This window comes from Aeromicrobium sp. PFPM2_SD2, assembly GCF_057364525.1.
Genome location: NZ_JBNFNZ010000216.1, coordinates 1 through 4,045 on the forward strand (window position 1 = coordinate 1; position 4,045 = coordinate 4,045).

Sequence of the window (4,045 nt, forward strand, 5' to 3'; positions counted from 1 at the left end):
GAGCTCGTCTCGCGGCCGGCGCGTGGGCCCGCGACCTCGTCGGCGCCTGGTGCCGCTGCCCCGCATCACCGTGACGCAGGAGCAGCCGGCCCACTTCCGGGGCTCCGGCCCGACCGACGACTGGCCCGCCGTCGTCCACCACGTCCGACCCGGCGACGACGCACCCACCGACGCGTACGCGCTGGCCACCCCGGGCGAGGGGTACAAGGTGGGGTTCCACGGCGCCGGCCCGGTCGTCCACCCCGACGAGCGCGACTACGCCGCGACGCCCGAGGGCCTGGCCGCCCTGCAGCGCTACGTGCGCCGCTGGTTCCCCGGCCTCGACCCGGCCACGGCCGAGCCGATCAGCTGCACCTACGCCACGACCGACGACGAGAACTTCGTCCTCGACCGGCGTGGGCCGCTCACCGTCGCCGCCGGGTTCTCCGGCCACGGGTTCAAGTTCGGCCCGGTCCTCGGCCGGGTCCTGGCCGACCTCGTCGACGGCGGCGCGCCGCGCCGATGTTCGGCCTCGACGCCGTGCGTGTCGCGGCCACCGGGCTCAGCACCGGCTCGCGCTAGGCCAGTTCCACTATCGCGGCTAGAGCTCGATCCAGCGACGAGTCGAGTTTGTTCATTTCGCACAATTCGGCGGCCGCCTTCGCCAGATCAGTCTTGTCCGGCCGAAGCGCGTGAGAATACAACAAACTGCTGAGGGCCTTGCTCAGACCGGAGCCTCGCGTTGCGGCTTCTCGTCGCAAGCTCTCCATTTCGGCCAGTCCCAGTCTCCATTCAATCGACTCTCGGTCGGCCACCTCGTTAATGACGGCAACCCAAACCTCATCCGGAAAGCAATCCTCCAACTCACGCTCTCCCAGGTAGAACACACGATCGCTCAGGTCGCCGACGTGCTTGTCAGCTTTCCCTTTCGAATCCGAGTCGAGTACCAGCACCCAGCCGGTTCGCCTTACCCGAGAAAACATCGCCGCGAAGCGCGCAGCATCATCACACCCGTCTTTCGTGACGATGGTGATTCCGTCGGTTGCCGCCGACCTCCCCGTCCGGCGGCGGTACAACGCCGCGAGCGCCTTCTCTTCGCTCGGCCCTTCAGCCACAACGACGAAGCGATCATGGAGGAGGCCTACCGAGCCAACTACCTCGTCGATCTCGGCAAGATCAGCCACCGTGACATCTGCAATGTGCGCATAGCAAACTGCTTTCGTGACGGATGTCGATTCATTCGGCACCAGCAGAACGACTTCTGCCGTAGATACTGCACTAAGGATCCGGGGCGAATGCGTAGCTATGACGATCTGCATTTCAGGAGCACTACATTGCTCCTTGAGCGAAGCGATCAGCTGGTCTTGGATTCGAAAATCCAGGTGAGCATCTGGTTCGTCGTAGAGCACCAGATCGCCACGCTGGTCCGACGCAAACTCCGCGTACGTTTCTTGGGCGCCGAGCGCGAGTCGTCGGCGTTGACCCAAGCTCAGATCATCGAGGGGACGCTGCGAACCAGCGACGCAGACCGCAAGGTCGAGAGAGAATTTAGGCTTGGAAGCGTCGAGAGAAACCGACGCGACGATATCTTCCACCAGATCAGGAAATTTCGTGGTCAAATTATCTCTGAGCGTCATCAAGGCCTTTTCCGCGTGACGGGCAAAGGATGAGTTGATAGCATCCCACTCTTTTTGGGCATCGCCGGCGACTAACGACTCAAATTCGCGAGACAACAGAGCGGAGACGGCGCTTGTGACACTGAAACCAGACTCCGCGTCGAGTCGTGTCACCCGCGGAAACTCTGGTTGCACATCGGGATCTGCCGTCCATTCCATAACAAATTCCTCAGACGGCAGTGCGCGGAGGGTCAGCGAGGCTTCTTCGCGCAGTTCATCGCGCGACAGACCCGCGGCTCCTGCCCCCAAGAAGTCGCGGAGGACGTCCACTTTCGCCTTGCCGACTCCCTGGGGAAACGTGGGATGGACCGGCGCCAAGGTCTCGCGCAGAACGCGCCCCTTGTCGTCGACACTCGCACGGCATTGCACCGACCGATCGCTGCTACTAAAAACCCCCTCTACAAGCAACGTCTCAGCGTTCGCACCCGCCGGAACGACACCGTTGATCAAGAAGTCGATGGCATCGAAGACGGAAGACTTGCCGACCCCGTTTGGGCCAGCAAGGACTGACAGACCTTCGCCAAGGTCGATGCGCGTCCGATTCTCGAACTGCCGAAATCCGTCGATAACAAGATGGCTCAGTTTCACAGTGTCCCCTCGGTAGTGGGGAACAGGCTAATTCCTGCAGTGACGGCAACGGTGCGAAACCATGAACATTCGCAGCCGACCGCGTTCTTGCCCCTCGCGCGTCACACCAGCTAAAGGTCCGGCAGCTCGACCACCACGGCGTCCTCGGCGTGCAGCCCGCCGGCCACCAGGACGCCGTCGCGCTCGGCCACCGCGGTCACGAAGCCGTAGTCGTCGCGGGCGCTGCGCAGGTCGTGGACGAGCGTGCCGTCCAGGTCGAACGCCGCCACCCAGGCGATCGGCTCCGGCTTGGGCTGCACCGACGCGGGCAGGTTCCAGACCAGCGTCCGCAGCACGCCGGGCAGCGGCAGCAGCCGGTCCAGCAGGGCGTTGCGCGGGGCGGCGTACGCGACCCAGACCAGCCCGTCGCTGCCCAGACTCATGTTGTCGGGCATGCCGGGCAGGTTCTCGGCGAACGGCTCCCACGTGCCGGCGCCCGGCCCGGTCAGCCGGTAGCGGCGCAGGCGGTACCCGGCGGTCTCGGCCACGACGAGGTACGACTCGTCGGGTGCCAGCACCAGCCCGTTGGCGAACATCAGGTCGTCGGCCAGCACGGTCACCGTGCCGTCCCGGTCGCGGCGCACCAGGTGACCCGTGCGCGAGTGCTCGAGCACGTCCCCGAGGTAGTGCTCCAGGTCCCAGCGCCGGGTGGAGACGGTGAAGTGGATCGTGCCGTCGAGCGACTCGACCACGTTGCTGGCGAAGCGCAGCGGCTCCCCGCCCAGCGTGTCGACCAGCACCTCGACCCCGCCGTCCGGGTGCACCTTCAGCAGCCCGCGGTCGTGGTCGCAGACCAGCACACCGCCGTCGTGCGACGGCTCCAGGCCGAGCGGACGTCCGCCGGTGCGGGCCAGGACGGTGCGCTGGCCGCGGGACAGGTCGATGCGCACGACCGCGCCGTCGGCCGTGCCGGCGAGCAGGCGGCCGTCGCGGTCGAACACGACGTCCTCGGGGCCCGGGCCGGTCGCGATGCGGGCCACCACGTCGAACGACCGAGTGAGCGGGGTGCGTCCTGCTTCGGACGGCGCCGGCGGCGGCGACCAGCGGCGGGCACGGAGCAGGCGGCGGGTTCCCGGCACGTTCATGGGCCGGACGGTATCCGGGCGCGGGCTCAGTCCCGGCTCCCTCGACCCGGGGGAGTCACCCGCGCCTCCCGAGTCGTCGGGAGCCGCCGCTGATGACACCCTCGACGGATGGACGTCAGCTGGTGGGCCTTCGTCGGGGTCGTGCTCGTCGCGTACCTCGTGCCCGGCCCGGACTTCGTCGTGATCCTGCGCGCGGCCACGCGCGGCCCCCGGGCCGGTGTCGCCGCGGCGCTCGGCGCCCAGGTCGGCCTGTGCGTCCACGTCGTCCTGGCGGTCGCCGGCCTCTCAATCGTGCTCGCTCGGCACCCGGACCTGCTCACCGCGATCCGCGTGCTGGGCGGTCTCTACCTGCTGTACCTCGGCGGACGACTCGTGCTGCCGACCTTCCGCAGGACCGCGGACGCGCCGGTCCACGACCCGACGCCGTCGCCCGCCTCCGCACGGGCCAGCTTCGTGCAGGCGCTGACGACCAACGTGCTCAACCCCAAGGCGGTGCTGTTCTTCGCCGCGGTCCTGCCCCAGTTCGTGAGCCGGGGCGACGTCCCGGTCTGGACGCAGGTCGCCGTGCTGGGCGCGGTGGACGTGCTGCTCGGTCTCGTCGCGTGGGCGCTCGTGGTCCTGCTGGGGCTGCACCTGGCCGCCGCGCTGCGTCGCGAGCGCGTCCGCCGGGCCTGGGGA

The 4,045-nt window shown here is 67.7% G+C and carries 3 protein-coding genes and 1 pseudogene; 2 read left to right on the forward strand and 2 right to left on the reverse strand.

Annotated features, from left to right (window positions below):
- Positions 1-70: 70 nt before the first annotated feature.
- Positions 71-418: pseudogene (locus AC2W7G_RS10580) on the forward strand (hypothetical protein); the annotation flags it as partial.
- Between the two features lie 139 nt (positions 419-557).
- Here AC2W7G_RS10580 and AC2W7G_RS10585 read toward each other — a convergent pair.
- Together AC2W7G_RS10585 and AC2W7G_RS10590 are read right to left on the reverse strand one after the other, a co-directional pair.
- A complete protein-coding gene (locus AC2W7G_RS10585) occupies positions 558-2,243 on the reverse strand; it encodes an ATP-dependent nuclease (protein WP_485868395.1) in 1,686 nt (561 codons plus the stop codon).
- 110 nt (positions 2,244-2,353) lie between these two features.
- Positions 2,354-3,367 carry an SMP-30/gluconolactonase/LRE family protein gene (locus AC2W7G_RS10590; RefSeq protein WP_485868396.1) on the reverse strand — a complete coding sequence of 338 codons (1,014 nt, stop codon included), beginning with the start codon at positions 3,365-3,367 and terminating at the stop codon, positions 2,354-2,356.
- A gap of 108 nt (positions 3,368-3,475) precedes the next feature.
- Between AC2W7G_RS10590 and AC2W7G_RS10595 the strand changes: the two genes are divergently transcribed.
- Positions 3,476-4,045 (forward strand): LysE family translocator (locus AC2W7G_RS10595; RefSeq protein ID WP_485868397.1); only part of this gene is annotated, 570 nt, incomplete at its 3' end.

Excerpts from the sequence above, each read along its gene's own strand:
- AC2W7G_RS10590 (WP_485868396.1), bottom strand. The coding sequence starts at position 3,367 with ATGAACGTGCCGGGAACCCGCCGCCTGCTCCGTGCCCGCCGCTGGTCG.